Annotated in this window: 25 protein-coding genes; 9 read left to right on the top strand and 16 right to left on the bottom strand. The window is 60.6% G+C overall.

The features are described 5' to 3' along the window. Window positions 1-42: 42 nt before the first annotated feature. Together ppk1 and hemB are read right to left on the bottom strand one after the other, a co-directional pair. Window positions 43-2,271 carry a polyphosphate kinase 1 gene (ppk1, locus tag BK660_RS20570; RefSeq protein WP_123434845.1) on the bottom strand — a complete coding sequence of 743 codons (2,229 nt, stop codon included), beginning with the start codon at window positions 2,269-2,271 and terminating at the stop codon, window positions 43-45. An 18-nt stretch (window positions 2,272-2,289) separates the two neighbouring features. Next, the gene (gene hemB, locus BK660_RS20575) at window positions 2,290-3,303 is read right to left on the bottom strand and encodes a porphobilinogen synthase (protein WP_123434846.1); all 1,014 of its coding nucleotides are present in this window, start codon (window positions 3,301-3,303) and stop codon (window positions 2,290-2,292) included. Window positions 3,304-3,511: 208 nt separating this feature from the next. On the opposite strand from hemB, the gene BK660_RS20580 reads away from it, so the two are divergent. Further along, complete coding sequence (locus BK660_RS20580; protein WP_123434847.1) at window positions 3,512-4,144, top strand: DedA family protein; 633 nt, start codon at window positions 3,512-3,514, stop codon at window positions 4,142-4,144. Here BK660_RS20580 and BK660_RS20585 read toward each other — a convergent pair. Beyond that, complete coding sequence (locus BK660_RS20585) at window positions 4,125-5,360, bottom strand: sterol desaturase family protein (RefSeq protein ID WP_123434848.1); 1,236 nt, start codon at window positions 5,358-5,360, stop codon at window positions 4,125-4,127. The genes BK660_RS20580 and BK660_RS20585 overlap by 20 nt on opposite strands. 115 nt (window positions 5,361-5,475) lie before the next feature. On the opposite strand from BK660_RS20585, the gene elbB reads away from it, so the two are divergent. After that, window positions 5,476-6,144, top strand: coding sequence for an isoprenoid biosynthesis glyoxalase ElbB (elbB, locus tag BK660_RS20590; RefSeq protein WP_123434849.1), 669 nt, complete (start codon window positions 5,476-5,478; stop codon window positions 6,142-6,144). A 143-nt stretch (window positions 6,145-6,287) separates the two neighbouring features. Here elbB and BK660_RS20595 read toward each other — a convergent pair whose 3' ends face one another. After that, window positions 6,288-6,743 carry a YaiI/YqxD family protein gene (locus BK660_RS20595; protein ID WP_123434916.1) on the bottom strand — a complete coding sequence of 152 codons (456 nt, stop codon included), beginning with the start codon at window positions 6,741-6,743 and terminating at the stop codon, window positions 6,288-6,290. Between the two features lie 121 nt (window positions 6,744-6,864). Continuing rightward, window positions 6,865-8,763: an FTR1 family protein gene (locus BK660_RS20600; protein WP_123434850.1), complete on the bottom strand. Its 1,899-nt coding sequence runs from the start codon at window positions 8,761-8,763 to the stop codon at window positions 6,865-6,867. A gap of 168 nt (window positions 8,764-8,931) precedes the next feature. Between BK660_RS20600 and BK660_RS20605 the strand changes: the two genes are divergently transcribed. From BK660_RS20605 to BK660_RS20620, 4 genes are read left to right on the top strand one after another with little or no spacing between them, the layout of a single operon-like run. Next, window positions 8,932-10,329 carry a COG3014 family protein gene (locus BK660_RS20605; protein WP_123434851.1) on the top strand — a complete coding sequence of 466 codons (1,398 nt, stop codon included), beginning with the start codon at window positions 8,932-8,934 and terminating at the stop codon, window positions 10,327-10,329. 12 nt (window positions 10,330-10,341) lie between these two features. Continuing rightward, entirely contained in the window at window positions 10,342-10,710 is a 369-nt protein-coding gene (locus BK660_RS20610) for a YcfL family putative periplasmic lipoprotein (RefSeq protein ID WP_123434852.1), read from the top strand. Between the two features lie 23 nt (window positions 10,711-10,733). Beyond that, on the top strand, window positions 10,734-11,324 hold the full coding sequence (gene lpoB / locus BK660_RS20615) for a penicillin-binding protein activator LpoB (RefSeq protein ID WP_123434853.1): 591 nt from the start codon (window positions 10,734-10,736) through the stop codon (window positions 11,322-11,324). Window positions 11,325-11,327: 3 nt separating this feature from the next. Beyond that, on the top strand, window positions 11,328-12,071 hold the full coding sequence (locus tag BK660_RS20620) for a penicillin-binding protein activator LpoB (RefSeq protein WP_123434854.1): 744 nt from the start codon (window positions 11,328-11,330) through the stop codon (window positions 12,069-12,071). Window positions 12,072-12,127: 56 nt separating this feature from the next. Here BK660_RS20620 and rhtB read toward each other — a convergent pair whose 3' ends face one another. The 3 genes from rhtB to BK660_RS20635 all read right to left on the bottom strand — a co-directional run bounded on the left by rhtB (window position 12,128) and on the right by BK660_RS20635 (window position 15,489). After that, on the bottom strand, window positions 12,128-12,760 hold the full coding sequence (gene rhtB, locus BK660_RS20625) for a homoserine/homoserine lactone efflux protein (protein ID WP_027926427.1): 633 nt from the start codon (window positions 12,758-12,760) through the stop codon (window positions 12,128-12,130). A 237-nt stretch (window positions 12,761-12,997) separates the two neighbouring features. Further along, window positions 12,998-13,579 (bottom strand): mechanosensitive ion channel family protein, encoded by a 582-nt coding sequence (locus tag BK660_RS20630; RefSeq protein ID WP_123434855.1) that lies wholly within the window; start codon window positions 13,577-13,579, stop codon window positions 12,998-13,000. Next, window positions 13,579-15,489, bottom strand: coding sequence for an ATP-binding cassette domain-containing protein (locus BK660_RS20635; RefSeq protein ID WP_027926425.1), 1,911 nt, complete (start codon window positions 15,487-15,489; stop codon window positions 13,579-13,581). The genes BK660_RS20630 and BK660_RS20635 overlap by 1 nt, the downstream gene beginning before the upstream one ends. Window positions 15,490-15,539: 50 nt before the next feature. Here BK660_RS20635 and BK660_RS20640 point away from each other — a divergent pair, with 50 nt between their 5' ends. Continuing rightward, a complete protein-coding gene (locus BK660_RS20640) occupies window positions 15,540-16,004 on the top strand; it encodes a TIGR02444 family protein (protein ID WP_123434856.1) in 465 nt (154 codons plus the stop codon). Here the strand turns inward: BK660_RS20640 and BK660_RS20645 are convergent. After that, a complete protein-coding gene (locus BK660_RS20645) occupies window positions 16,001-17,191 on the bottom strand; it encodes an AlgP family protein (RefSeq protein ID WP_123434857.1) in 1,191 nt (396 codons plus the stop codon). The genes BK660_RS20640 and BK660_RS20645 overlap by 4 nt on opposite strands. 192 nt (window positions 17,192-17,383) lie before the next feature. Here BK660_RS20645 and BK660_RS20650 point away from each other — a divergent pair, with 192 nt between their 5' ends. Beyond that, window positions 17,384-18,049, top strand: a complete 666-nt coding sequence (locus tag BK660_RS20650) for an FKBP-type peptidyl-prolyl cis-trans isomerase (protein WP_123434858.1) — start codon at window positions 17,384-17,386, stop codon at window positions 18,047-18,049. A gap of 59 nt (window positions 18,050-18,108) precedes the next feature. On the opposite strand, the gene rsd is transcribed toward BK660_RS20650, so the two are convergent. The 7 genes from rsd to BK660_RS20685 all read right to left on the bottom strand — a co-directional run bounded on the left by rsd (window position 18,109) and on the right by BK660_RS20685 (window position 24,536). Further along, the gene (rsd, locus tag BK660_RS20655; RefSeq protein WP_123434859.1) at window positions 18,109-18,567 is read right to left on the bottom strand and encodes a sigma D regulator; all 459 of its coding nucleotides are present in this window, start codon (window positions 18,565-18,567) and stop codon (window positions 18,109-18,111) included. 177 nt (window positions 18,568-18,744) lie between these two features. Beyond that, on the bottom strand, window positions 18,745-19,296 hold the full coding sequence (locus BK660_RS20660) for a disulfide bond formation protein B (RefSeq protein ID WP_123434860.1): 552 nt from the start codon (window positions 19,294-19,296) through the stop codon (window positions 18,745-18,747). 243 nt (window positions 19,297-19,539) lie between these two features. Continuing rightward, window positions 19,540-20,778, bottom strand: coding sequence for a heme biosynthesis protein HemY (locus BK660_RS20665; protein ID WP_123434861.1), 1,239 nt, complete (start codon window positions 20,776-20,778; stop codon window positions 19,540-19,542). Next, a complete protein-coding gene (locus tag BK660_RS20670; protein WP_123434862.1) occupies window positions 20,775-21,929 on the bottom strand; it encodes a uroporphyrinogen-III C-methyltransferase in 1,155 nt (384 codons plus the stop codon). Before BK660_RS20670 ends, BK660_RS20665 begins: the two co-directional genes overlap by 4 nt. A gap of 16 nt (window positions 21,930-21,945) precedes the next feature. Next, window positions 21,946-22,713 carry a uroporphyrinogen-III synthase gene (locus tag BK660_RS20675; protein WP_123434863.1) on the bottom strand — a complete coding sequence of 256 codons (768 nt, stop codon included), beginning with the start codon at window positions 22,711-22,713 and terminating at the stop codon, window positions 21,946-21,948. After that, window positions 22,710-23,651 (bottom strand): hydroxymethylbilane synthase, encoded by a 942-nt coding sequence (gene hemC / locus BK660_RS20680; RefSeq protein WP_123434864.1) that lies wholly within the window; start codon window positions 23,649-23,651, stop codon window positions 22,710-22,712. The genes BK660_RS20675 and hemC overlap by 4 nt, the downstream gene beginning before the upstream one ends. Window positions 23,652-23,789: 138 nt before the next feature. Continuing rightward, window positions 23,790-24,536, bottom strand: a complete 747-nt coding sequence (locus tag BK660_RS20685; protein ID WP_123434865.1) for a LytR/AlgR family response regulator transcription factor — start codon at window positions 24,534-24,536, stop codon at window positions 23,790-23,792. 459 nt (window positions 24,537-24,995) lie between these two features. On the opposite strand from BK660_RS20685, the gene argH reads away from it, so the two are divergent. After that, the gene (argH, locus tag BK660_RS20690) at window positions 24,996-26,390 is read left to right on the top strand and encodes an argininosuccinate lyase (RefSeq protein WP_123434866.1); all 1,395 of its coding nucleotides are present in this window, start codon (window positions 24,996-24,998) and stop codon (window positions 26,388-26,390) included. The last annotated feature ends 97 nt before the right edge of the window (window positions 26,391-26,487 follow it).

The following is a 26,487-nucleotide window of genomic DNA, read 5'->3' on the forward strand; positions in this document are numbered from 1 at the left end:
AGCCCCCTCGCCACAAAAGCTCGCTCCCACAGGTTTTGTGCGTTAACGCACCGTCAGGATCGGACTGCCCAAACGCTCCAGCAGCGTTGCCTGCGCACTGCGCGGGTTCTGGTTGCCGGTTGGCGTGTTGCGGATGTAGCGACCGTCCGACTGCAGGCTCCAGCTGTGGGTGTTGTCGGTGAGGTACAGCTCCAGCTCTTTCTTGACCCGCACAATCAGCTTGCGACCTTCCACCGGGAAGCAAGTCTCGACGCGCTTGTCGAGGTTGCGCTCCATCCAGTCGGCACTGGAGAGGAACATCTGCTCGTCGCCGCCATTGAGGAAGTAGAAGACCCGGGTGTGCTCCAGGAAGCGACCGATGATCGAGCGCACGTGGATGTTGTGCGAAACCCCGGCGATGCCCGGACGCAGGCAGCACATGCCGCGTACCACGAGGTCGATGCGCACGCCCGACTGGCTGGCCTTGTACAGCGCGCGGATGATCTTCGGATCGGTCAGCGAGTTGAACTTGGCAATGATATGCGCCGGTTTGCCGTCGAGGGCAAACTGAGTCTCCCGGGCAATCATGTCGAGCATGCCCTTCTTCAGCGTGAACGGCGCATGCAGCAGCTTCTTCATGCGCAGGGTTTTACCCATGCCGATCAATTGGCTGAACAGCTTGCCGACGTCTTCGCACAAGGCGTCGTCAGAGGTCAGCAGGCTGTAGTCGGTGTAGAGGCGCGCGTTGCCGGCGTGATAGTTGCCCGTGCCCAGGTGCGCGTAACGCACGATTTCGCCCGCCTCGCGACGCAGGATCAGCATCATCTTGGCGTGGGTCTTGAAGCCGACCACGCCGTAAATCACCACCGCACCCGCCGCTTGCAGACGGCTGGCCAGTTGCAGGTTGGACTCTTCGTCGAAGCGCGCACGCAATTCGATCACTGCCGTGACCTCTTTGCCGTTACGCGCCGCATCCACAAGCGCATCGACGATTTCCGAGTTGGCGCCCGAACGGTACAGGGTCTGGCGGACGGCCAATACGTGCGGGTCCTTGGCAGCCTGGCGCAGCAGGTCGACCACCGGGGTAAACGACTCGAACGGGTGCAGCAGCAGGATGTCCTGCTTGCTGATCACGCTGAAGATGTTCTCGCTGTTTTGCAGCAGTTTCGGGATCTGCGGCGTGAACGGCAGGTATTGCAGCTCGCGCTGGCTGTCCAGGCCGGTAATGCTGAACAGACGCGTCAGGTTCACCGGGCCGTTGACCTGATACAGCTCGGACTCGCTCAGGTTGAATTGCTTGAGCAGGTAGTCCGACAGGTGTTTGGGGCAGGTGTCCGCCACTTCCAGACGCACCGCGTCACCGTAGCGACGGGAGAACAACTCGCCGCGCAGTGCGCGGGCCAGGTCTTCCACATCCTCAGAATCCAGCGCCAGGTCGGCGTTTCGGGTCAGGCGGAACTGATAGCAGCCCTTGACCTTCATGCCCTGGAACAGGTCATCGGCGTGGGCGTGGATCATCGACGACAGGAACACATAGTTGTCGCCGGCGCCGCCGACCTCTTCCGGCACTTTGATCACGCGCGGCAGCAAACGCGGCGCCGGGATGATCGCCAGGCCGGAATCGCGACCGAAGGCGTCAACGCCTTCGAGCTCGACGATGAAGTTCAGGCTCTTGTTCACCAGCAACGGGAACGGGTGCGTCGGGTCGAGGCCGATCGGGGTGATGATCGGCGCGATCTCGTCGCGGAAATAGCGGCGAACCCAGGTCTTGAGCTTGGTGGTCCAGTGACGACGGCGGATGAAGCGGACCTGATGCTTTTCCAGTTCCGGCAACAGAATGTCGTTGAGGATCGCGTACTGGCGGTCAACGTGACCGTGCACCAGTTCGCTGATGCGGGCCAGGGCCTGATGCGGTTGCAGGCCATCGGCGCCGGCTTGTTCACGGGCGAAGGTGATTTGCTTCTTCAGGCCGGCCACGCGAATTTCGAAGAACTCGTCCAGGTTGCTGGAGAAGATCAGCAGAAATTTCAGCCGTTCCAGCAAGGGATAGGACTCATCCAGCGCCTGTTCCAGCACGCGGATGTTGAATTGCAGTTGCGAGAGCTCGCGGTGGATGTACAGGCTGCTGTCATCCAGACCGGGAATGGCAATCGCCGGCGCCGCGGCTGCGGTAGCGGTTTCGGCCACCACCGCGGGCGGAGCAGGCTCCAGCTCCGGCGGGGTTTCGGCGATTTGCTCGACCAGGGGTTGAGCCTCTTTTACGGCAACTTCAGTCAGTCCTTCGGTATTCATGAAATGTTCCTGGGAGGGCTATTTCTGCTCTCGTAACAGTTGAGCGGCACGGACGGCAAAGTAAGTCAGGATGCCATCGGCGCCTGCACGTTTAAAAGCGGTCAGTGATTCGAGAATCACCCCTTCGCTCAACCAGCCATTCTGGATCGCCGCCATGTGCATGGCGTATTCGCCGCTGACTTGATAAACAAACGTCGGCACTTTGAATTCTTCTTTGACCCGGTAAAGGATGTCCAGGTACGGCATGCCTGGCTTGACCATGACCATGTCCGCGCCTTCTGACAAGTCCGCCGCCACTTCGTGCAGGGCTTCGTTGCTGTTGGCGGGGTCCATCTGATAGCTGGCCTTGTTGGCCTTGCCCAGGTTCAGCGCCGAGCCCACCGCATCGCGGAACGGGCCGTAATAGGCGCTGGCGTACTTCGCCGAGTAAGCCATGATCCGCACATTGACGTGATCCGCCAGCTCGAGGGCTTCGCGGATCGCCTGGATGCGACCGTCCATCATGTCCGAGGGGGCCACCACTTGGGCGCCGGCTTCGGCGTGGGACAGGGCCTGCCGGACCAGTGCATCGACGGTAATGTCGTTCTGCACGTAGCCTTCTTCGTCGATGATGCCGTCCTGACCGTGGGTGGTAAACGGGTCAAGGGCGACGTCGGTGATCACGCCCAGTTCCGGGAACTGTGCGCGCAAGGCGCGAGTGGCGCGTTGGGCGATACCGTTCGGGTTCCAGGCTTCGGCGGCATCCAGTGTCTTGAGCTCCGGCGGCGTGACCGGAAACAGCGCCAGCGCCGGAATCCCCAGCTCGACCCATTTGGCCGCTTCTTCCAGCAACAGGTCGATGGTCAGGCGTTCGACGCCCGGCATCGAGGCCACCGCTTCGCGACGGTTTTCACCGTCCAGGACGAACACCGGCAGGATCAGGTCATCGACGGTCAGAACGTTTTCACGGACCAGTCGACGCGAGAATTCATCACGACGGTTGCGGCGCAGGCGGGTAGCGGGAAACAGTCGGTTGGCGGGGGTAAAGCTCACGGCAGACTCCTGAGCCCGCGCTTACGGGCGAGCGTGACAGTTATAAGCGGCCATTATGACGAACGTATTACAGTTATGTGCACCCCTGTGACAGGTAGCCGCATTCCATTGTCGTTGTAGGAAATGTTCACGTCGAGACACATTTGGACACTTTCATGAATGTGCACGAAGGGTTAGGCTGCGCGTTCATTTCGCCAGCACCCAGACAATGCTCCAACAATTTCTGCATGACTTCGGCTACTTTGCCCTGTTTCTCGGCACGTTCTTCGAAGGCGAAACCATTCTTGTGCTCGCCGGCTTCCTCGCGTTCCGCGGATACATGGACATCAACCTGGTGGTGGTCGTGGCGTTTTTCGGCAGTTATGCCGGTGATCAGCTGTGGTACTTCCTGGGGCGCAAGCACGGGCGCAAATTGCTCGCGCGCAAGCCGCGCTGGCAGATGATGGGCGATCGGGCGCTGGAACATATTCGCAAACACCCGGACATCTGGGTGCTGAGCTTCCGCTTTGTCTACGGCTTGCGCACGGTGATGCCGGTGGCCATCGGCCTGTCGGGCTATCCGCCGGGACGTTATCTACTGCTCAACGGCATTGGTGCGGCGATCTGGGCGACAGCCCTGGCGGCGGCGGCTTACCACTTTGGCGCCGTGCTGGAAGGCATGCTCGGCAGCGTCAAGAAGTACGAACTGTGGGTGCTCGGTGCCTTGCTGGTACTGGGCCTGGGCCTGTGGCTGCGTCGGCGCTTCAAGAATGCGCGTCTGGCGAAGAAGATCTACGCCGACGAGCAAGCGCTGAAAGCCGCACGGGTAAACGCCGAAGCGCCTAAGACGCCAAACGAGTGAAACGGTTTCTGCACCAGTAGAGACCGATAGCGCTCAGCAGGCTGTAACTGAGCAGGCCGATCCAGCCCACTGCGCTGGCCGGCCACAGCCCTGCCAAGGGCGCCAGACACACCAGCGGCACGTTCGATGCCAATCGCAGCAGCTCCAGCTTCAACGCCCACGGGCGATTCTCCAGGGCCACGCCCAACGTAAACAACCCCAGCGCCACCGCACTCCAGCCGAGCATCAACGCGGCGGATGGCAGGCTGCGTTCCAGATTCATCAAGTAGCTGCCCAGCGCGATGTAGGCGCAAAACTGTAACGCCACATACAGTTGCTGACGGCCGTCCAGCGGCACCTCGAATTTGCGGAACAGCTTCAAGTCAGGCTTGGTCACGGGGTACCTGGCCGCCACATCCGCCGGACGCCAACCGGTGCGCATGAACCAGATCCGCAGCTTGTCCCACGTGCGCTCGGCCCGCCGCGCGTCATTCCACAGTTGCACATAGAACTGCACATTGGCCCACAGCGGATTCCAGCTTGCCAACGGCGTGGTCACGCCGAAAATCACCGGCTCGTTGTCGTCCTCTTCCTGGAACGAGCCAAACAGGCGGTCCCAAATAATGAACACTCCGCCGTAGTTACGATCCATGTAGAGAGCGTTCTGCGCATGGTGAGCCCGATGATTGGACGGCGACACGAAGAACCACTCGAACCAGCCAAGCTTGGGAATGTGCCTGGTGTGGACCCAGAACTGATACAGCAGATTCAGCGCCGCCACACTGACGAACACCAGCAGCGGCACGCCGAGCACGGCCATCGGCAGGTAGAAAATCCAGCCCAGCAGGAAGCCGGTGCTGGTCTGGCGCAACGCCGTGGAGAGGTTGTACTCCTCGCTCTGGTGATGCACCGAATGCGCGGCCCAGAGGATATTGCGTTCGTGGCCCATGCGGTGCAGCCAGTAGTAGCAGAAGTCGTAGAGGACAAAGGCCAACACCCAGACCCAGACGCTATCGGCCGACAGCTCGAACAACGCCACATGCTCAAGGGCAAACCCGTAGGTGAGCAGCCCGACACCCTTGGTCAACAGGCCCGTGGTGGTCGACAGCACACCGGTGCTCATGCTGTTGATCGCATCGGCGACGCGATAATGACTGACCCCGCGCCAACGATCGGCCAGCAGTTCGACAGCGATCAGCACAATGAAAAACGGCACCGCATACAGAATGAAGTCCATGACGCGCCCTGGTCGGAATCTTGAAGACAGATGCTAGGTGTAGCCGCCCATTTACCCTATGGCAACGAGCGACAAATTAGTGGACATTTAACGCCATGAATCTGGAGAACAACCCATGAGCAAAAAAATTGCAGTGATCCTTTCCGGCTGTGGCGTGTACGACGGCGCCGAGATCCACGAAAGCGTGATTACCCTGCTGAGACTGGACCAGCGTGGCGCTCAGGTGCAGTGCTTTGCCCCGAACATTGCGCAATTGCATGTGATCAATCACCTGACCGGTGAGGAAATGCCCGAGTCGCGCAACGTACTGGTGGAATCGGCGCGGATCGCCCGGGGCAACATCAAGGACATTCGCGACGCCGACGTCGACGACTTTGATGCGTTGATCGTTCCTGGCGGATTTGGCTCGGCCAAGAACCTGTCGAACTTTGCGGTCGAAGGCGCGGGTTGCACGGTGCAGCCGGATGTCCTGGCGCTGACCGAAGCCTTCGCTGAAGCGGGCAAACCGGTCGGCTTGATGTGCATCTCGCCGGCGCTGGCGGCGAAGATCTATGGCCCGGGGGTGAACTGCACCATCGGCAACGACGCCGAGACCGCGGCAGCCATGAATAAAATGGGCGCGACCCATACTGATTGCGCCGTGACCGAAATCGTCGAGGACCGGGCGCGCAAACTGGTAAGCACACCGGCGTACATGCTGGCGCAGACCATCAGCGAAGCAGCGTCCGGTATCAACAAGATGGTCGACCGCGTCCTCGAACTGACCCACGAAAACGACGCCTGACCCGATTCATGTGAAAGGCTTTCTGTGGCGAGGGAGCTTGCTCCCGCTGGACTGCATAGCAGTCCCCTGCTTTTTGGGTGAAAAAGGGGGCCGCTTCGCGACCCAGCGGGAGCAAGCTCCCTCGCCACAGGTTTGTGATTCGCTCAAGGTTTACGGGTCAGCCGGGTAAGTATCCGGTCCAGCGCATTGGCAAACGCCTGCTTCTCGCGATCACCAAACGGTGCCGGCCCGCCGCCCATCTGCCCTTGTTCACGCAGGTCGGTGAACAGGTTACGCACCGCCAGTCGGTCGCCCATGTTCTGCGCATCGAACTCCTTGCCTCGCGGGTCCAGCGCGGCCACACCCTTCTTCACCAGGCGATCCGCCAGCGGCACGTCGCTGCAAATCACCAGCTCACCCGGCACCGCGTGTTCCACCAGATAATCATCGGCGGCGTCCGGGCCACTGGGCACCACGATCAACTTCACCAACGCCAACCCCGGCTTGATCTGCGGCTGCCCCGCCACCAGCACCACTTCGTACTGGCGCTTGAGGGCGAATTTCACCACCAGATCCTTGGCCGCCCGAGGGCAGGCGTCAGCGTCGATCCAGACTCGCATCATGTTTTCCTCTTCCAAAAAAATCGCGGGCAAGCCACGCTCCCACAGGTTATACGCAATCCTGTGGGAGCGTGGCTTGGTCCGGGCGGCGATCCGACGATGATGAGCGCAGCGAATGCCGTTAAGAGACTGGCACGCGCTGTTTCTCCGCCATCCGACTACGGCTATACAGCACAACGATCGCAATGATCGCCACCGCCTGAGCGCTCAGCGAATACGCATCCGCATGAATGCCCAGCCAGTCAAAATCAAAGAACGGCACCGGCCGGGTGCCGAAGATCCCGGCTTCCTGCAACGCCTTCACGCCATGCCCGGCGAACACCACCGACAACGCGCACAGCAGGCCGGCGTTGATGCTGAAGAACAACGCCAGCGGTAATTTCGCCGAACCGCGCAGGATCACCCACGCCAGACCCACCAACAGCACCAGCGCCGTCGCGCCGCCGGCCAACACCGCGTTGTGCCCCGCAGGCCCGGCCTGTAGCCACAGGGTTTCGTAGAACAGAATCACTTCGAACAACTCGCGATACACCGAGAAGAACGCCAGGATCGCGAAGCCAAAACGCCCGCCGCCGCCCACCAGGCTGCTCTTGATGTAATCCTGCCACGCCGCCGCATGGCGACGGTCGTGCATCCACACGCCGAGCCAGAGCACCATGACCGCGGCAAACAGCGCCGTCGCGCCTTCCAGCAACTCGCGCTGCGAGCCGCTGACATCGATCACGTAAGCCGCCAGCGCCCAGGTCCCCAGGCCGGCCAGCAACGCCAGGCCCCAGCCGACGTTGACGCTGCGCACGGCCGATTGCTGGCCGGTGTTGCGCAGAAAGGCCAGGATCGCCGCCAGTACCAGAATCGCTTCCAGGCCTTCACGCAGCAAAATCAGCAAACCGGAGATGTAGCTCAAGGTCCAGCTCAGACCATCGCCGCCCAGCAGGTCGGCGGATTCCTTGAGCTTGGCCTTGGCCGTGTCCAGACGCTGCTGGGCCTGAGCCACCGGCAAACCATCCTGCAACGACTGACGGTAAGCCATCAGCGATTTTTCAGTGTCTTTGCGCACGTTGGCGTCGACGTTGTCGAGGGAGCTTTCGACCAGTTCGAAACCTTCCAGATACGCCGCCACAGACAGGTCATAAGCCTGATCGTGATCGCCGGCACGGTAGGCGGCGATGCTTTTGTCCAAGGTGGCCGCCGTGTAATCCAGCAACTGCCCCGGGCCACGCTTGACCTGCGGCGGTTGCGCCCGTTGCGCACGGAAGGTCGCGGCCGCTTGCGAACCTTCGGCCGCCTGCACTTCGGCTGGCGTCTGACGTGCCAGGTCGGCGATGTTGTAGGTTTTCTCGGATTTTGCCGCGGCCGGATCGGCGCTGAAGCTGGCGATATAGGTCGCCAGGTCCCAACGTTGACGGTCATCCAGTTGGTCGGCGAAGGCAGGCATGTCGGTGCCTTCAACGCCCATGCCCAACGTGTTGTAGATCGCATAGAGGCTCAAACGGTCCAGTCGCACGGCATCGCGCAGATTGGCCGGCGGTGGCGTCATACCGACACCTGCCGGGCCGTCACCAGCACCCGCATCGCCATGGCACACCGAGCATTGCTGGGCATACAGCGGCGCGCCGCGGGTCGGATCCGGCGTGATGACCGGGGCCTGGCTGACCTCATAAGTCACCGCCAGTTTTGCCCCCAGCTGCCGCGCCTGACGGGCGACGTCCGCGCCATCTTTGCGAGCGGAGATCGCAGCGCCAAGACTGCTGACGCCCTGTTCCAGTTCTGCGCGTTCGGGTTTGGCCGGCAATTCAGCGATCAAACCTTGCAACACCTTTAGGAATTCCTGCTGTTCGCGGTATTCAGACTGATCGATGACTTTGCCCGCCTCGACCGTCGCCGGGTAATCGGCGCCAATGTAATCGAGTAAATGCAGGGCCTTGGGCGCACCTTCCGTGGTTTCGGCCAGCGCGTTGAAGCTGCAAAACGCGATCACCGGCAGCATGAGCCACGCCGGAAAACGAGAGAAGGCAATCATGAATAAATCTCAAATGGAAATACGAAGTAACACATTGTTCACTCCCAATGAGTTTCACTCAAGCTTTGTCTGCAAGAAGAGATCAGAGGGCGCGGAACAAAGTGCCATCATTCGCCTCTATAGTTTGCCGCCTCTTGGCGGCTTATCTTCAAGGAAGACACACAGCAAATGGCCACCCGCCTGCGCTTCTTGTTTTTGCTCGGTGCATGCTTGCTACTGAGTGGTTGCCCTACCATGCGGGACTACAACGCGGAGTTGAGCGAGACGCTCGGCTATTTCAAAGCGGGCCAGGTCGATGCCGCCGTTGCCGTCCTCGATCGAAACAATCCATATGCTCAGGGCGACCTGCTCTATAACTTCGAGAAGGGCGAACTGCTGCGGCTCACTGGCGATATGACGGGGAGTTACGCCAGCTGGGATTACGCCGACCGGCTGATTGAGGGGTGGGAAAACTCGCCGCTGTTCGGCCCCTTCAAAGCCTTCACCGAGTTCAACAGTTACGGCGCCAATGACAAAGTACGCTTGTACGATGGCTACGACTTCGAGAAGGTCGCCCTGACCACGCAAATGGCCCTGACGAGCCTGTCCAGTGCCAACGTCGACCTCGCACGGGTGATGATCAAGAAAACCCACGAGCGCGAGGCAACCATCGCCGAAAAGCGCGACTTGCAATACCTGGCACTGGAGAACCAGGCCCAGGAGCAAGGCGCGGCCTTGAAATACCAGAATCTCCAGGGCTACCCGGTGGCGACCCTAGATGCGCCTGAAGTGATTGCCCTGAAAAACAGCTACCAAAGTGCATTCAGTCATTACCTGGCAGGTTTCGTTTATGAAACGCTGAACGAAAAAGACCTCGCCGCGCCGGGGTATCGCAAAGCCATTGAGTTGCGCCCCAACACACCGCTGCTTGAGCAGGCACTGCGCAATCTCGACAAGTCACCGCTCAAGGCCGGCGAAAGCGATGTCTTGCTGATCGTGCAAACCGGCCTGGCCCCTGCACGCAACTCGGTGCGCGTGCCGATTTCGGTGGATGTCGAGGGTGAAACCTACATCACCAACATGTCGTTCCCGATCCTTGTACCCGATATATCTACGCCACCGGTGGACTTCGTCATGGTGGACGGCAAAAAACACAAGCTGACCTTGCTCAACAGTTATGGCGACATGTCGCGGCGCACCTTGCGCGACGACATGCCGGGCATTATCCAGCGCACGCTTCACCGCGCCCGGTCCAATGTCGAGTACCTGGCCTATTTGAAAAAACACAAACCCGAGAAATTCGAGGAAACGCTCCTGCAGCAAACTCAACGCGAAGACGCCGACACACGAGGCTGGCGCACGCTACCGGACAAGACGCTGGTCGCTCGCCTGCGACTCAAGAAAGGCGAGCATCAATTGACCCTGCCCAATGCCCCGGAACAAGCACCGGTCAGGTTCAGGATCGACCAGACACATCAGGCCTTCAGCCTGCGCGCGGTGAGTAACCGGATTTTCGCCGCCGATGTTGCTCTGGAGCTCACCCCCCCTTCCGCACCGCCGGCTGTCACCAGCCGCGCTCAACCCTGAACGGAGATCTTCATGGGATTGAAATGCATCGCCGTTGTCGCGCTGGCCCTGTTGGCCGGTTGCGCCACCCCACCGCCGGAGCCGGGCAGTGCCGCCAGCAAAGTCCTGGCCACGGGACCGATCGAGGACCTGGCTATCGGCCCCATGCGCATGGCCCGGGAAAACGGTTTCCTGACCGTCAGCACGCAGCTGAGCAACGCCGACACCCGCAACAAAACGCTCTACTACCGCTATCTGTGGCTCGGACCGGAAGGTTTTCCAGTGGCCGAAGCCGAGTCCTGGAAAAGCCTGACCCTGTACGCCGAGCAGACCAGCTTCCTGCCGGCAATCGCTCCCGTGCCACAAGCCGTGGATTTCCGTCTGGAGATCAATACGCCGTGAACCGTCCACACGAGAACCTGCCCATGTTTGCACGCCTTTCGTTCCTCGCCCTGAGCGCCCTGCTGATCGGCGGCTGCGCGGCCAACAATTCGCCGGTGCTGGGCAGCGGCAACATCAGTTACGGCGACCCGAAAGCCGTGGAACTGGTGACCAACGAATTCGGTTCCACCGACCTGCAGATGATCGCTGAAAGCATGACCCGCTCGCTCGCCCAGTCCGGGGTCCTGAAAGGTCGGCCGGTGGTTCAGGTGTACGACGTGCGGAACAAGACCAGCGAGTACATCGATACGCGCGATATCACCACGTCGATCAAGACCCAACTGATGCGCTCCGGCACCGCACGCTTTGCCAGCGATAACACCGACATGCAGAGCCAGGTCGATCAACTCAAGCTGCAAAACCAGAGCGGCCTGTACAAGAAAAGTACGGTGGCCAAAACCGGCAACATGATCGCCGCACGTTATCGACTGGAAGGCTCGATCAGCTCGATCATCAAGCGCAGCAACGATTACAAGGACGTCTTCTACAAATTCAGCCTGCAGTTGATCGATGTCGAAAGCGGGCTGGCCGAGTGGATGGACGAGAAAGAAATCCGCAAGACCACGGAGCGCTGAACAATGCGTGCATGGATTGGCATCATGGCCCTGACCTGCGCCCTGGGCGCTCAGGCGGCCCCGAAAATCGCGGTCACCGACATCGCCTACGAGGCCAGCGTGGATCAATACGTCCACGTGATTTCGTCTCGAGACGATCATCAGCAGGACTATTACGGCGCCAGCGGCTCGTCCAGTTATGACGAGTACACGACGCAGAACAGCTATCTGGAACAGACTGAAATCCGCCGGTTCAGCGGTGACATCAAGGGGCAGATGCTCAAGACCGGGATGTTCCAGCTGATTCAGGGGACGCCGTACACCGCCAACGCCAAACGCGATGTGTATGACGTGATCAAGCGCATCAAGGCCGGTGATTTCGAGGGTGCCGACTACGTGCTGTTCGGCACGCTGTCAGACATCGACTTCACCCAGGACATGAACGAGCTGGCCAACACCGACAGCTATTCGGCGGTGCTGGCGCTGACCCTGGTGGCAGACTTCAGCCTGATCAACACCAAGACCTATGAAATCACCTCGGCCTTCACCGCGATGGGCGAGGCTCAGGACACCAAACTGGTGAATGATCGGGATATCCACGTATCGCTGAACCGCCCCCGGGTGGTGCGCGAAGTGTCCAGGTCACTGGGCGAGGATGTGGCGCGGCAATTGAGCGAGCAGCTCGGGGATGGCAGTTATCAACCGTCGGGGCAACCCGAGCCGGGCAATAACCTGCCACCGGATACCGCGCCGGTCATTTTGCGCTGACGCCAGAAATGAAAAAGGCGACCTTTAAAGGTCGCCTTTTTTGTGCCTGACCGCTTTTACACCGCGGCTTTACGCAGAGTCGCCATAAAGGCCGCTGCACCAATAAACAGCCCGGCAAACGTGCGGTTCATGCGTTTTTGCTGCTGGGGGGTGCGCAACAGCCGCAGCACCTTGGACGCCAACCCGGTGTAACCGGCCATGACGATCAGGTCGACGCAGATCATGGTCACGCCAATGATCAGGTACTGGGCCAGCAACGGAGCGTGCGGGTCAATGAACTGCGGCAACACCGCGAGCATGAACACCAGCGCCTTCGGGTTGCTGATGTTGACCAGGAAACCACGGAACACCAATGCCATCGGTTTGCCGATCTGACGCACCGCCGCGTCATCACTCATGTCGCTGGGCAACGCGCGCCATTGCTTGATGGCGAGATAAACCAGATACGCCACGCCGAACCACTTGATCGCATAGAAGGCGGACGCTGACGCCGTGAGGATCGCGCCCACACCGGCGCCGACAATCGCGATCTGCACCGCCAGGCCCAATTGCAGGCCCAGGGCATTCCAGTAACCGCGCCAGAAACCGTATTGCAGACCGCTGGACATCGACGCAATGGCGCCGGCACCGGGAGACAGGCTGATCACCCAGCAGGCGGCAAAAAACGCCAGCCATGTTTGAAGCTCCATTGCACACCTCGACTCAGACTCGTGACAGACGTCTAAGCTAATGCGGCTTTGGGCTGATGACTACCGATTTTTTGCAGGATGTTGCGGCTGCCGACCAGCGTTTACAGCTTAAGGGCCCCTTCGCGAGCAGGCTCGTTCCCACAATGAATCTTCAGTGGACAGCTATTTTGTGAACGACCAAAAAATAGTGTGGGAGCGAGCCTGCTCGCGAAGGCGGCATGTCAGACAACAGAAGCCTTACTTTTCAAACCCGCTCGAAGGGAACACATCACTCCCGCGCCAGCGCCGAACCGAGCGCTGGAAGAACAGGCTGTTAGGCACCTGAACCATCGCACTGCCGGTCCCGAGTTCTTCCGCTTCGATCAACGTGGTGTACAGCAGATTGATCGCCACCACCCGGCCTTTGACGCCAGGCTTGTCGGTGGTGTCCACCAACTCGACCACGTCGCCGAGGCGAAACGGGCCGACGGTGAAGATCAGGATCGCGCACAGAAGATTGGAGAGCACACTCCACATGGCGAAGAACGCCACCGCCGCCACCGCGACGAAACCGGACAATGCGGTCCAGAGTACGGTGGCCGACACGCCGAGGCGCTCCAGCACGAAAATCAGCGCGCTGCCCATGATCAGCCAGCGCAGGCCGCCTCGCAGCGGCATCAGCAACTGCGGCGGAAACGGATAGCGCTCGCCCAGCCGGGTCAGGCCCTTGGCCACAAAGCGCTGGGCGAAATAGCCGGCCAGCAGAATCAGCAGGATCTGCACGACAAGCCAGAGGGGTTCGATCCACACCGCCGGCAACGGCAGCTTGAACACCTCCATCAAGACAGTGCCTCCAGCTCCGCCTGCATGCTTTCCAGCAATTCCAGCGCTTCCATCCAGGATTCTTCCAGCTCCGCTTCACGCACCTTCAGCTTGGCCTGTTCGGCCAGCAAATCGCGCAGATCATTCTTGCGCGCTGGTTCGTAAATATCGCTGTCGCCAAGGCTGGCATCGATCTTCGCCAACTTCTCGTGCAGCTTGCCGAGCTCGGCTTCCAGCTTGTCAGCCTCACGCTTGTGCGGCGCCAGTTGCTGACGCAACGCAGCCGCGGCCTGGCGCTGGGCTTTCTTGTCGGTCTTGTCCGGATTGACCGGCGTGTTGTTGACCGGCGCATTGCGCTGGCGATAGTCGACCAGCCAACGGGCGTAGTCTTCCAGGTCGCCGTCGAATTCCTCGACCTTGCCGTCGGCCACCAGATAGAAATTGTCCGTGGTGCTTTTGAGCAAATGACGATCGTGGGAGACCACCAGAACCGCACCACTGAATTCCTGCAGAGCCATGGTCAGCGCCAGACGCATCTCCAGGTCCAGGTGGTTGGTCGGTTCGTCGAGCAGCAGCAGGTTCGGCCGATCCCAGGCGATCAACGCCAGGGCCAGACGGGCCTTTTCGCCGCCGGAGAAATTCAGCACCGGCTCATCGATGCGCGCACCACGGAAGTCAAAACCACCGAGGAAGTCGCGCAGGGTTTGCTCACGCTCGGTCGGGGCCAGACGCTGCAAGTGCAGCAACGGGCTGGCCTTGGCGTCCAGAGAGTCCAGTTGATGCTGGGCGAAGTAACCCACGACGGTGTTTTCGCCACGGGTCAGGCGACCGGACAACGGCTCGAGCTCACCGGCAAGGTTCTTGATCAGGGTCGATTTACCGGCGCCGTTCGGGCCGAGCAAACCGATGCGCGCGCCAGGGGTCAGTTGCAGCTTGACCTTCTCCAGCACAGCTTTGTCGCCGTAACCCAGACGGGCATCGGACAGATCAATCAGCGGGCTGGAGATTTTCTGCGATTCACGGAAAACGAAATCGAACGGCGAATCAACGTGGGCGGCGGACAGTTCTTCCATCCGCTCCAGCGCCTTGATCCGGCTCTGGGCCTGGCGGGCCTTGGTGGCCTGGGCCTTGAAGCGGGCGATGTAGCTTTCCATGTGCGCACGTTGCGCCTGCTGCTTCTCGTACGCCTGCTGCTGCTGGGCCAGACGTTCGGCGCGGGCGCGTTCGAAGGCGCTATAGCCACCGCGATACAGCGTGATCTTGCGTTGATCGACGTGAGCCACGTGATCGACCACGGCATCGAGGAAATCCCGGTCGTGGGAAATCAGCAACAATGTGCCGGGGTAACTTTTCAGCCACTCTTCGAGCCAGATGATGGCGTCGAGGTCCAAGTGGTTGGTCGGTTCGTCGAGTAGCAACAAGTCCGAAGGGCACATCAAAGCCTGCGCCAGATTCAGACGCATCCGCCAGCCACCAGAGAAATCTCCTACCGGGCGATCCATCTGCTCGTTGGTGAACCCAAGGCCGGCCAGCAGTTTTCGAGCCCGGGCGTCGGCGGTGTAACCGTCGGCGCTGTCGAGTTCCGAGTGCAGGCGGGCCTGAGCGGCACCGTCATGGGCTGCTTCGGCTGCGGCGAGGTCGCGTTGCACCTCACGCAGTCGCAGGTCGCCATCGAGCACGTAGTCGACCGCCAGGCGTTCGAGCGTCTCGATTTCCTGACGCATGTGGGCGATGCGCCAGTCGGCCGGCAGGAAGCAGTCACCCGAGTCCGGGTGCAGTTCGCCCCGGATCAAGGCGAACAGGCTCGATTTGCCGGCGCCGTTGGCACCGATGAGGCCGGCTTTGTGGCCGGCGTGCAAGGTCAGCTCAGCGTCTTCTAGCAGACGTTGAGGGCCACGCTGTAAAGTCAGGTTCTGAAGTCGAATCATAATGGCGGCGGAGTCTACCAGCTTCGCTCGCAACTGGCGCGAGTAGCACTATGTCCTCTGACCTGTGGAGCTTTTCCCTGACCACTTACGCCCGTCCCGGCGTTGAACGCGCGTGCCTGCGGTTGCAGTCGGCAAGCGTCAATGTCTGTTTGCTGCTCTGCGCAGCGTGGCTGGGACAGCGTGGCGTCGCCTGCAATGAGCAGAGAATCAAGCTGCTGCGCACCGTAGCGGAGCCTTGGGATGGAGACGTCGTGCAACCGTTGCGCGCCTTGCGCATGCGATGGAAAGTCGTCGCGACTGACGATGCCGAGCTGAAAAAGCTGCGCGAGCAAGTGAAGGCGCTGGAGCTGGAAGCCGAGCGGCATCTGTTGTTGCGGCTGGAGCGAACGGCGCAGAGCTGGCCGCAGGGTGAGGCGACCGATCTAACGGCCTGGCTGGAAGGAGTGGCGGCAGGCGCCGCCAACCTGGACCGCGACGCGCTGCATCAGCTGCGCGTCGCGGTAACCGGCACTTAGGAAGCGCTGGTTGGGGTGGTTGCTGCGATCGATGCGGCGGCCGGCGTTGGCGCTGGCGTGGCTGTCGAAGTGGCTGCTGCTAAAGCAGACGTCGCTACCGGAGCCGGGTTGGCTGGCTTGGCGACTGGCGCGGCGGTCGGCTTGGCGGCAACAGGTTTTTTTACTGCTGGTTTGGCAGCAGGCTTGGCCGCCGGTTTTGCAGCAGGCTTGGCCGCGACAGGCTTGGCTGCAGGTTTGGCTGCGGCAGGTTTTGCTGCGCTGGCCGTGGCCGGTTTGGCAGCGGCGGCAGGTTTTGCAGCAGCAGGTTTTGCTGCCGGTTTAGCGGCTGGTTTAGCGGCTGGTTTAGCGGCTGGTTTGGCAGCAGCTTTTACCGCTGGTTTTGTAGCAGGTTTAGCCGCGACGGGTTTGGCAGCCGGCTTGGCAGCAGGTTTCGCCGCAGCGGTTTTGGCAGCTGGTTTAGGTGCAGGTTTAGCGGCCGTTTTTGCAGCAGTTTTTGCTGCAGTTTTTGCAGCAGTTTTTGCAGCAGCAGTTTTCGCTACGGCTGGTTTTGCAGCAGCTGGTCTTGTAGCAGCTGGCTTAGCCGCAGCAGGCTTGGCAGCCGTCGTTTTAGCAGCCGGTTTCGCAGCACTGGCAGCGACTGGTTTTTTCGCGGCTGGTTTTGCTGCCGGCTTGGAGGCAGCTCTCACCGGAGCTTTGACAGCAGGTTTAGCAGCAGCTTTGGCCGGTGCTTTTGCAGCAGCCGGTTTGGCAGCGGCTTTCTTGGCCGGTGCTGCAGCAGGTTTGGCCGCACGCAGGGACAACGCCTTGCCGACAGCCTCTTGGACACGACCAACGCCCTGGGCCAATTTCAGGCTTTCTTGAGCATCGCGCTTGAGTTGCAGAATGTAGGCACGGGTGTCGGACTGACGATCCTTGAGGGCATCGAGCACGTCTTCGAGTTGCTGCACGCCGTCCTTCGCCTTGGCTTGTGCCTTGGCTTTACCGGCCGACGCAGCGTCCTGCAATTTGGTACGGGACTTATGCAATTTTTCCTGCGCTTTTCCGCGCTGCTTTTCCAGTTTGGCGAGCAGTTTTTCAGCATCAGCCAAGGCTTGGGAACAAGCGTTTTCCAGATGCTCGAGCAGGCTGCCCGAGAGTTGTTGGAGTAAGTGCAACGGGGTATTTACAGGCTTCTTGGTGGCCGACATGGTTTACCTCCTGGCTGACGTGGGTGCGGCTCATACTAGACCTCTGCTGCTACCGCCGCTAGGGCATGTTGACAGTATCGAAAGCGTTGCGTTGCAACGGATAGAAAAACTTCTGCGCTTGCGCAAAACCAGTTCACCTTTGTGCGCATTCTCACTGGCATAATCCACCGCATTCCAGGTCGGAGAGTGCCCATGTCGCGCTACCTTTTTTTATCGCTGTGCGTGTTTTTTTCAGTGGCTCAAGCCGACGAAAAAACCTCCGCAAACAACCCTCACGATCTTGCTTACAGCCTGGGCGCGAGCCTCGGTGAGCGCCTGCGCCAGGAGGTTCCCGATCTACAACTTCAGGCACTGCTGGAAGGTTTGCAGCAAGCGTATCAAGGCAAGCCACTGGCATTGAAGGACGAGCAGATCGAGCGAATCCTGGCCGAGCATGAAGCCCAGCTCGCCGAGCAACCGGCGCTCCCGCAAAGCGAAGCTGCACTGGAAAAAGAGCAGCGATTTCTCACCGAGGAAAAAGCCAAACCGGGTGTTCGCGAATTGGCTGATGGGGTGTTGCTGACGGAGCTGACTCCCGGCACCGGTGCCAAGGCCGGCCCAAATGGCAAGGTCCAGGTTTTGTATGTCGGGCGCCTGCCTGATGGCACGGTGTTCGATCAGAACAGTCAGCCGCAGTGGTTCAGTCTCGACAGCGTGATCAACGGCTGGCGCAGCGCACTGCAAAATATGCCGGTGGGTGCGAAATGGCGCCTGGTGATTCCATCGTCACAAGCCTATGGCGCAGACGGTGCCGGCGACCTGATCGCACCCTTCACCCCACTGGTATTTGAAGTTGAATTGCGCGGCGCTACCAGCTGAAAAACAGGCATAAAAAAACGGCGCGCAGTGCGCACCGTTTTTAGCTTGCCGGGAGGGATTCAGGCCTGAACCGAATCCTCTTCCTTGTGAGCGGTATGCAACACTTCGATCAGGCAATCTTCCAGTTCGAAGCGTTCATGCAACAGGCCGCCCAACTCCTTGAATTTCTCCGCGACGCACTTGCCTGCATCACACAGGTCGTTGAACGCAAGCAGCTTCTCGGTGATGACATCGATGCGCGGGTAGATTGTCTCGGCCAGCTCCAGACCACGCTTGTCGTTGAAGGCCTTGGCCTCCCCCGTCAACTGCTCGTAGATCTCGAAGTGCCCGGCAGACACGTAATCGACCAGCACGCCGCAGAACTCCTGCAAGGGCTTCCGGTCTTCGCTCAGCGCTTCAGGCTTTGCACCGAGCTTGTCGTAGGCATCAATCAGATCTTTACGCTCCTGCAACCAGCGATCGATCAGCAGGTGCACTCCGCCCCAGCGTTCCTGAGCATTCTGACAACTTTCGAGCATGGTGATCTCTCTTCCCTTGTGGGTCAGCTGCTCTATGCCTGCTCGCCTCTTGTTACGTCAGTGGGCGGTCAGGCAGAGCGTCATCGAGCAACATAATTCCAATGACACGTGCGGGCCAGATTATGCCCGCGCGACTGTGGCTTCAAGGTACGCAGGAGATAAAGTTCATACAAGTGTTTAATCGCCCATCTGCACCCGGTGCGACGACACGCCGCTGAGCGGTCGCTCACACGCGAGCCAAACGACGCGAAGCAACTGATAAACCCCCAGAATCGTCACCCCGATAAAGAACAGCAGGCTCCATTCCGGAATGCTCAGGTCGAACAGGGTCCAGGAAATCTCGGCACAATCGGCCTCCCCCTTGAACATCTCCGTGACCCGGCACAACCAGGGCATGTTCTCGTAGGTCACCTCCAGACTGGACGAGCACGTCAAGAGCTGATGCATGGGATCACTTTGCAGCAATATCTGTCGCCACGCCGTAATCATGCCCGCGAGACTGCAGAAAAATCCGAGCAACCAATACAGGAACGATCCAAAGCGCCCTGGGCCCTGCACGGAGGCTGCCAGGCAGATACCCGTGAGCAGCGCCAGACAAACCCGCTGCAAAACGCACAAGCCGCAAGGTTTGAGTCCGACCGCGTATTCCAGGTAATAGGAAACGCCCAAGGCCAGGGAACCTGTAATGAAAACCATGAAAAACAAGGAGCGTGAGCAGGCCAAAGACATGGCTTTTCCGTACCAATAGAGACAGGTGGTTACGGTAGAGGAAAGCGCGCCAGCCTTTCAAGGCAGGCCGGCACGGACACTTCACCAGAAGTGTAGGGAATTCCCGACAGTGTCGAGAGGAATCGGTGTAGTCCTCTGTAGGACGATGCCGACCAGGGACTACAAAGCCAAACACGCGACGCGTTTCGACCCTAGAGAACACCGCCCCTGTAGCAGCTGCCGAAGGCTGCTACAGGACCGGTTTCAGGCGTAAACGGGAGCGGGCAACGGTGCCGCCAGCAGGCGCTCATCGAGCATGCCCAAGCCTTCCTGGAACAGCTGATTGCTGCGCTCCGTGTCGCCCAGTTGCGCCAGCAAACGCGCCAGTTCCGCACAAGCTTCCGGGTTGCGCTGAACCCGCAGACTGCTTTCCAGATAGTCTCGCGCCTTGCCCCACAAGCTGTTTTGCAGGCACAAGCGGCCCAGTGTCAGCAACAGGCTCGGGTCGGCCGGATGATCCTTGAGCCAGCCCTCGGCAGTCTGCAGTTGCCGAGCGGGATCGCTGCCGCGAACCAGTCCGTACAAACGCGCCAGATGGCTGTCGTAATTACGTTTGAGGGCCGTGCGTAGAACCTCCTCCGCTTCGACCTGCGCTCCCAGTTGTCGTAGCTGCTCGGCATAGGCCAGCACCAATTGCGGCTCCTGACGTTGAGCCGACGAGAGCTGTTGCCAGGCGCGAGTGAGCGATTGCAAACCGACCTTGCCATCTTCTTCCTGATGCGCCGCCAGTGACAGGTTTTCACCCCACGCGCGTCGCTCCAGTTCGGCCAGTTCGGCGGGCGGCAGGACTTTATCCTTGCGCAGCTCGGGCAACAGGCGAATCACCGCCGACCAGTCGCCGCGCTGCTGAAGCAGGCGCTGTAACTGGCGCAATGTCTGGGCGTTATGGGGATGACGTTCATGCATGGCCTGGAGGGTGGCCAAGGCACCGTCAGTATCGCCACGGTCGGTCTGCAATTGGGCGTGACTCAAGGCAATCGCCAATTCGGCCTGCGGCTGGCGCTCTAGGGCGCGCTCCAGCAAGTTGTCGCTTTCTTCGTAATGACCCTGTTCGTTGGCGGCACGTGCCGCACCGAGGTAGTACAGCAGTGGCTGGCGCTCAGCTTCGGCAGCGCGATGCAAATGACGCTGCGCACTTGCCCAGCGACCTTCCGCCAGATCCAGTTGACCGTGCTCGATCGCCACTTGCACCCGGCGGCTGCGATTGCGCCGTGACCAGGGATTGACCACACCACTGGAGGTCATCACCAGCTCAACCAGCACCTTGATACCCCAGAACAGCAGCCACAACACCGCGACCAATGCGAGGGTCGCCCACAGGCTCGATTCGTAACGAAAGCTCTTGTAGGCAATCAGCACGTAACCGGCATGCTCGGCAATCGCCAACCCCAGCGCGGCAGCAGCGGCGATCACCAGGAACACGATCACATAGAGGCGTTTCATGGCGTTGCCTCCTGGGCGGTACCTGCAGCAGGTTTTGCCATGGGCTTGATCGAGTCTTCAGCGTTGACATTACGCCGCTCCAGATAACCCTGGACTGCGCTCAGCGTACCGGTCAGATCCGGCGTGACGACGGTGACCCGTTGCTTGCTCAACTCGCCAACCTGCTCCAGCATCACTTTGCTCTGGGGGTTGTCCTGGTTGAAGTTGCCGGTCAACACATCCCGCGCCTCCGCCAGCGCCTGGGTGTACACCGCGGCCTGGCCATTGAGCGCGGCCCATTGCGCCTGCTCCAGCGCCAGGCTCAGGGCAAGACGCACCTGGCTCAGGCTCTGCCCGGCCAACAGTGGACGGACATTTTTGTCAGCACTGAAGTCGATGCGGATATAACGGGAGATCTGATCCCACCACTGCGCCCAGCGACTGGCACCGTCGCCATCAGCGGTCAGACCCAACAGAGATTCGCCGCGATCCTTGTACTCGGGCGCCAGCTCGGTGAGGTCTATCACTTGATCACGCAACGCGCCCAGCCGCAGGAACAACCCGGTGCGATCCGGCTGCTCAGTGCTGCGCAACGCCACGAGGGTTTTGGCCACTTGTTCGCGCGCGGCGAAGGAGCCCGGATCGTTCTGTTCACGGAGAATGTCGTCGGCACCCTGCACCAGCGCCTGCGCGCTGCTGATGTCCTGCAAGGCAGAGAGTCGCAGGCTGGCCAGACGCAACAAATGCTCGGCCTCGGCCAGGCGCCAGTCCTTGCGGCTGGCACCGAGGACGGTTTCCAGGCGCTGGTTCAGGCGTTGTTGATCGCCCTGCAACTGCGTGACCAAACGGGCGCGTGCATCCAGTTCATCAACGGCGGGTAACTGTTCCAGACGGGCGCTGATGCGCTGTTCATTGAGCTTGAGGCTTTGCGCCTGGTCGTTCAGCGCTTGCACCTGAGCCAGTTGCTGCTGGTTATTGGCTTGCAGGTGACGCACCTGCCAGACACCCCAACCGCCCACGGCAACACCGGCAGCGCCGAGCAACAGCGCGACGATTGCCAGCCCATTGCCTCGACGCTGCACTTCAGCGGGTGGCGTCGTTTCAACCGGAGTTTCAACCGGTGCATCAAGCACTGGCTGGACGTCATCTTTAGGCAAGGCAGTTTCGCTCACGTATCCATCCTTTGCATTAGAGAACGGGTTCGGGATGCTCCCGTAACGCCGTCAGCAAAGCCGCGGCACTGGCGCCGCGACAATCCACAACTGTTTGGGCCCCGGCGGCACGTGCCAGTTCGGCGACCCTGGGGCTTGGAACAAACAACGGCAACCGCGCCAATTGTGGCCAGGCAACGCCGGCCAGTTGATGCAGGTGCTCAAAACCTTGTCCACTGCTGACCACCAGCCCGTTCAAGCGTTCCGCTTCGATCCGGTCATGCAGTGCCGCCGGCGGGTAGTGAGGCAGGCCGCGACGATACAACTCCAGATACTCGACACTAGCACCAAGCTCGCGCAAACGCTCTGCCAGGAGTTCGCGCCCGCCTTCCCCACGCATGATCAACACGCGCGGATCGGGCCGGTTGATAGCCTCACGCAACCCGGGAAGTTCAAGCAAGGCTTCGCTGTCATCACCTTCGACCGGAAAGCTCACGTCCAGCCCGCGCTCCTCAAGGATTTTCGCGGTGGCGGCGCCCACACTGAACCACTTCAGCGCCGGGGGCTGCGACCAAGACTGGTCGACCAGATCAACTGCGATTCTGGCCGCGGGTTTGCTGACCACGATCACCGCACAAAAGCGATCCAGTACCTGAATCAGCGCGCGCATTGTGTCAGAGGCCGGGATCGGCTCGATTTCCAAAAGCGGCAAGCTGCTGCTGAAAATCCCCGCTTGCGCCAGAACCTCGCTCAGCGCCGCGGATTCATCCGCAGGGCGCGTCAGCAGCAAGCGCCAGCCAGTCACTCGTGACCTGCCTCGCCATACACCGCTTTCAGGATATCGTCGGCGCCCTGGCTCAAAAGGTCCTCGGCGACTTGCACGCCCAAGGTTTCAGCGTCAGCGCGTGGCGCACGGGCCTCGGCGCTGAGCAACAGGCCGCCACTTGGATCACCGACCAGGCCACGCAACCAGATCTGCTCGCCTTCCAGCACGGCGTAGCAGGCGATCGGCACTTGGCAGCCACCGTTCAAATGTTTGTTGAGGGCACGTTCGGCGGTCACGCGAGTGGCGGTGTCCAGATGGTGTAGCGGCGCCAACAGGGCGTGGATTTCGCTGTCCGCCGTGCGGCATTCGATACCGACTGCGCCCTGGCCACCGGCCGGCAGGCTGTCGTCGACACTGATGGCCGAGGTGATGCGATCTTCGAAGCCGAGGCGAATCAGGCCAGCGGCGGCGAGGATGATGGCGTCGTACTCACCTGCATCGAGCTTGGCCAGGCGCGTATTGACGTTGCCACGCAGGAAGCGGATCTGCAGGTCCGGGCGACGGGTCAGCAACTGGGCCTGACGGCGCAGGCTGGAGGTGCCGACAACGCTGCCTTGTGGCAATTCATCGAGGCTGGCGTAGGTGTTGGAGACGAACGCATCGCGCGGGTCTTCACGCTCGCAGATGCAAAACAGGCCGAGCCCTTCGGGGAAGTCCATCGGCACGTCTTTCATCGAATGCACGGCGATGTCGGCTTCGTTTTCCAGCAGCGCGGTTTCCAGCTCTTTGACGAACAGACCCTTGCCGCCGATTTTCGACAGCGGCGAGTCCAGCAGCTTGTCGCCGCGACTGACCATGGGCACCAGTGTCACGAGCAGACCGGGATGGGCCTCTTCCAGACGGGCTTTGACGTATTCGGCCTGCCATAGGGCCAGAGCACTTTTGCGGGTGGCGATGCGGATTTCGCGAGAGGACATGGATCAATCCGTACTGAATAGATACGGCGGATAATAACAGCTCAGCCAAATCCACTTTGACTTGTATCAGGTACTGCATGGCCTCCCTGGCCTGGATGTCCGGCAAGCGGGTGAGAAATTCGCCCGGTGAACGGCGAATTAAAGCTGCTGCATCATCTTGCGCACGCCGGCCACATGGCGCCGGCTGACGATCAATGCGTCGCCATTCAAACCTTTGAGGAACAACTGGAAATGCCCCAGGGGTGTGCGCTGAAGGCGTTCGATACGCTCGCGGGCAACCAGGGCGTTGCGGTGGATTCGCACGAACCGGTCGCCAAACTCATCCTCAAGGGCCTTGAGTGGCTCATCCAGCAACACTTCGCCGCTTTCATGACGCAAGGTCACGTATTTGTGGTCGGCAATGAAGTAGACCACCTGATCCAGCGGGATCAGCTCGATGCCCTTTCGGGTTCGCGCGCTGATGTGGCTACGGGGGCCGCTGCCACTTTCGGCGGCGGGACGCGTCAGGGCGGCGAGTTGGAGACGATTGGGTCGCTCGGCTTTCTTTAATGCATCGTGAAGATGTTCAGTACGCACAGGTTTCACCACATAGCCTACGGCGCTGGCCTGTAAGGCTTCCACGGCAAATTCATCGGGTCCTGCGCAAAACACCACAGCGGGCGGTGTTTCGCGTTCGCACAACCGCGCAGCCACTTGCAGGCCGTCAAGGCCTGGCATGCGGATATCGAGCAGCACGATATCCGGTTTGTGGCTGTCGATCAGTGCCAACGCCTCTTCGCCGTTCGTGGCGCTGGGCTCCAGGACACTGTATCCCTCGAGTTCGCCGACCATTCGGCTCAGGCGCTCGCGGGCCAGGGGTTCGTCATCAACGATCAGGACATTCATATTGCGCTGGATTCCTGCGTGAGTCTCGCACAAGGATAGCGTAGACAAGTGAAGTGACGTCCGTCACCGCGATCCACGCTAAGACTAGCGCGAGGGCCAAAAAGTGCCGCGAGATCGGCGGCTAAATTTTCAACTGCCGCGTGATTGGAGGCTCTGGCCCGCGTTGGCGAGGGATCGCCGTAGGGTTTGCCGATACACAATATGAACACCCCCTCTTCTTATAGTCAGTAATCGCACCGATAAGTGCGCTGTTCCTACTGTCCAACTGTAGACGGTTGCCGGGACGTCATTGCTCAATTGAAAAATATCGTTGCGCAATTTTCCGAAGGCTCACCTTGAGTATGGACCGCGCCATCAGAAAAAAACGTATCGACCAGTGTCAGCGACAGGATTGGCAACCCTGTTATTATCCGCGACAGCTTTCAACGTCACTTTTCTCCAGCCGATACGAGCGAATTCATGAGCACTGACAAGACCAATCAGTCCTGGGGCGGCCGCTTCAGTGAACCCGTCGACGCCTTCGTCGCCCGCTTCACCGCCTCCGTCACTTTCGACCAGCGCCTGTATCGCCACGACATCATGGGCTCGATCGCCCACGCCACCATGCTGGCCAAGGTCGGCGTGCTGACCGATGCCGAGCGCGACAGCATCATCGATGGCCTGAACACCATCCAGGGTGAAATCGAGGCCGGCCAGTTCGACTGGCGCATCGACCTCGAAGACGTGCACATGAACATCGAGGCGCGCCTGACCGATCGCATCGGCGTCACCGGCAAGAAGCTGCACACCGGCCGCAGCCGTAACGACCAGGTCGCCACCGATATCCGTCTGTGGCTGCGGGACGAGATCGACCTGATCCTGGGCGAAATCACCCGCCTGCAACAAGGCTTGCTGGAGCAGGCCGAGCGCGAAGCCGGCAGCATCATGCCCGGCTTCACTCACCTGCAAACCGCACAGCCTGTGACCTTCGGGCACCACATGCTGGCCTGGTTCGAAATGCTCAGCCGCGACTACGAGCGCCTGGTCGACTGCCGTAAGCGTACCAATCGCATGCCATTGGGCAGCGCCGCGCTGGCGGGCACCACCTACCCGATCGACCGCGAATTCACCGCGCAACTGCTGGGCTTCGACGCCGTCGGCGGCAACTCGCTGGACAACGTGTCGGATCGTGACTTCGCCATCGAGTTCTGCTCGGCGGCGAGCATCGCGATGATGCACCTGTCGCGGTTCTCCGAAGAGCTGGTGCTGTGGACCAGCGCGCAATTCCAGTTCATCGATCTGCCGGACCGCTTCTGCACAGGCAGCTCGATCATGCCGCAAAAGAAAAACCCGGACGTGCCGGAACTGGTTCGCGGCAAATCCGGCCGCGTCTTCGGCGCACTGATGGGCCTGCTGACCTTGATGAAGGGCCAGCCGTTGGCCTACAACAAGGACAATCAGGAAGACAAGGAGCCGCTGTTCGACGCCGCCGATACCCTGCGCGACTCGCTGCGGGCCTTTGCCGACATGATCCCGGCAATCAAACCCAAGCACGCAATGATGCGCGAAGCGGCCCTGCGCGGCTTCTCCACCGCCACCGACCTGGCCGACTACCTGGTGCGCCGTGGCCTGCCGTTCCGTGACTGTCACGAAATTGTTGGCCATGCGGTGAAGTACGGTGTGGAAAGCGGCAAGGATCTGGCGGAAATGAGCCTGGAAGAGCTGCGCAAGTTCAGCGACCAGATCGATCAGGACGTGTTTGCCGTGCTGACCCTGGAAGGTTCGGTGAATGCCCGTGACCATATCGGCGGCACTGCGCCGGCACAGGTCAAGCAGGCAGTGGTTCGCGGCCAGGCGCTACTCGCCAGCCGCTAAATCGCTAAATCGCTAAATCGCTAAAAGCTTCGCGAGCAAGCCCGCTCCCACACTTGATCTCCAGTGCTCACAAATTATGTGTTCACCAAGTCAAATG

It is taken from the genome of Pseudomonas brassicacearum, from assembly GCF_003732265.1.
Taxonomy (GTDB): domain Bacteria; phylum Pseudomonadota; class Gammaproteobacteria; order Pseudomonadales; family Pseudomonadaceae; genus Aquipseudomonas; species Aquipseudomonas brassicacearum_D.

Coding starts and splice junctions, on each gene's coding strand:
- ppk1 (WP_123434845.1), bottom strand. CDS start 2,271: ATGAATACCGAAGGACTGACTGAAGTTGCCGTAAAAGAGGCTCAACCC.
- BK660_RS20580 (WP_123434847.1), top strand. CDS start 3,512: ATGCTCCAACAATTTCTGCATGACTTCGGCTACTTTGCCCTGTTTCTC.
- BK660_RS20585 (WP_123434848.1), bottom strand. CDS start 5,360: ATGGACTTCATTCTGTATGCGGTGCCGTTTTTCATTGTGCTGATCGCT.
- elbB (WP_123434849.1), top strand. CDS start 5,476: ATGAGCAAAAAAATTGCAGTGATCCTTTCCGGCTGTGGCGTGTACGAC.
- BK660_RS20595 (WP_123434916.1), bottom strand. CDS start 6,743: ATGCGAGTCTGGATCGACGCTGACGCCTGCCCTCGGGCGGCCAAGGAT.
- BK660_RS20600 (WP_123434850.1), bottom strand. CDS start 8,763: ATGATTGCCTTCTCTCGTTTTCCGGCGTGGCTCATGCTGCCGGTGATC.
- BK660_RS20605 (WP_123434851.1), top strand. CDS start 8,932: ATGGCCACCCGCCTGCGCTTCTTGTTTTTGCTCGGTGCATGCTTGCTA.
- BK660_RS20610 (WP_123434852.1), top strand. CDS start 10,342: ATGGGATTGAAATGCATCGCCGTTGTCGCGCTGGCCCTGTTGGCCGGT.
- lpoB (WP_123434853.1), top strand. CDS start 10,734: ATGTTTGCACGCCTTTCGTTCCTCGCCCTGAGCGCCCTGCTGATCGGC.
- BK660_RS20620 (WP_123434854.1), top strand. CDS start 11,328: ATGCGTGCATGGATTGGCATCATGGCCCTGACCTGCGCCCTGGGCGCT.
- rhtB (WP_027926427.1), bottom strand. CDS start 12,760: ATGGAGCTTCAAACATGGCTGGCGTTTTTTGCCGCCTGCTGGGTGATC.
- BK660_RS20630 (WP_123434855.1), bottom strand. CDS start 13,579: ATGGAGGTGTTCAAGCTGCCGTTGCCGGCGGTGTGGATCGAACCCCTC.
- BK660_RS20635 (WP_027926425.1), bottom strand. CDS start 15,489: ATGATTCGACTTCAGAACCTGACTTTACAGCGTGGCCCTCAACGTCTG.
- BK660_RS20640 (WP_123434856.1), top strand. CDS start 15,540: ATGTCCTCTGACCTGTGGAGCTTTTCCCTGACCACTTACGCCCGTCCC.
- BK660_RS20645 (WP_123434857.1), bottom strand. CDS start 17,191: ATGTCGGCCACCAAGAAGCCTGTAAATACCCCGTTGCACTTACTCCAA.
- BK660_RS20650 (WP_123434858.1), top strand. CDS start 17,384: ATGTCGCGCTACCTTTTTTTATCGCTGTGCGTGTTTTTTTCAGTGGCT.
- rsd (WP_123434859.1), bottom strand. CDS start 18,567: ATGCTCGAAAGTTGTCAGAATGCTCAGGAACGCTGGGGCGGAGTGCAC.
- BK660_RS20660 (WP_123434860.1), bottom strand. CDS start 19,296: ATGTCTTTGGCCTGCTCACGCTCCTTGTTTTTCATGGTTTTCATTACA.
- BK660_RS20665 (WP_123434861.1), bottom strand. CDS start 20,778: ATGAAACGCCTCTATGTGATCGTGTTCCTGGTGATCGCCGCTGCTGCC.
- hemC (WP_123434864.1), bottom strand. CDS start 23,651: ATGTCCTCTCGCGAAATCCGCATCGCCACCCGCAAAAGTGCTCTGGCC.
- BK660_RS20685 (WP_123434865.1), bottom strand. CDS start 24,536: ATGAATGTCCTGATCGTTGATGACGAACCCCTGGCCCGCGAGCGCCTG.
- argH (WP_123434866.1), top strand. CDS start 24,996: ATGAGCACTGACAAGACCAATCAGTCCTGGGGCGGCCGCTTCAGTGAA.